The organism is Vibrio sp. 03_296 (genome assembly GCF_002265885.1).
Map to the genome: position 1 here is coordinate 1 of NZ_NPKW01001259.1, position 1,132 is coordinate 1,132.

Here is a 1,132-nt window from a genome sequence, read left to right on the forward strand (position 1 = left end):
CGACGTTCAAGTGACTCYGCCACTGGAGCGGTAAAGTAGCCCGCATCCAGTCCAACGGCTATCGGGTTCAATTGGAATGTAGCAAGCGTGTAATCTAAGCGTTGAACGTAAGGCTGTGAGTCATTGATGTTGCCCCGCGGTGGTATAGGTATCGAGGATAATTCCATGTTGACCATCAACGGTTCGATGGTCGAGRTAGAAGAAGCCTTGTGGCTTATTATCACGAGTCATGAAGCCACTCTCTGGGTCAGTGGTGCTGGTTTGGTATTCTTTGTTTTTGACTCTGATTCACGAGCCTTAAGAGGCTTCTTACCCGCTTTTTCTCGGTCTAACGCGACGTCGTCATCCAGCATATCAAGATAGGCACTCGCGCGAACCGCCGTGACTTTATTGGTGTGTTTATTCTTGTTGGCGTTCGCTTTGAGATGAGTACTGTCCGTAAAGAGCTCTTGACCCGCGACCAAGCCTTTCGTCATGGCTTGCTCTACGATATTGATAAAAATACGTTCGAAYACATCCGTGCCATTAAAGCGACGAATGCGGTTTTGGCTTAGAGTAGAAGCGTGGATGACTTTCTCTGTTAATGACATCCGTAAGAACCAACGGTAAGCGACATTCACTTCAATTTCTTTAACGAGCTGACGCTCACTTTTTATACCAAAGATATAACCAAGCAAGATGATTTTGAAGAGACGAAYAGGGTCAACWGGTGGACGCCCATTATCTTTACAATAAAGATGAGCRACTTCATCAYGAATGAATTCRAAGTCGATAGCATTATCGATTTTGCGCACTAAATGGTCTTTAGGAACTAACTGTTCCATCGTCACCATTTCCAGTTCGTATTGTTGCGGGGTGGGTTCTTGAAGCATATCGGAGTGTCCATATTTCGATACCCCTATTAGATCAAAGGTCTAGCTCGAAAGCTAGACCTTTGTCAGCAGTCTGAACGGCCGTACTTTTAAGTAGGCGCTGGGGAATTACATGTTGTCGATACGTTGCTGCACTTTGAGCACTTTGTCGGCGTACTCAGGATCCGTCGCATAACCTGCACGATGAATACCGCGAATAAAGCTTTCAGAATCGCCATTGTTCTGAAGTGCGGTCTGATAACGTGGATTGTTATTTAAAA

General features: G+C 45.6%; 1 protein-coding gene and 1 pseudogene. Both read right to left on the reverse strand.

Annotation, left to right across the window (positions count from 1 at the left end; all coding sequences use genetic code 11):
• Positions 1-872: pseudogene (locus CIK04_RS31390) on the reverse strand (IS1182 family transposase); the annotation flags it as partial.
• Between the two features lie 108 nt (positions 873-980).
• On the reverse strand, positions 981-1,132 hold a 152-nt coding region (locus CIK04_RS31395), incomplete at its 5' end, for a glucosaminidase domain-containing protein (protein WP_369597209.1).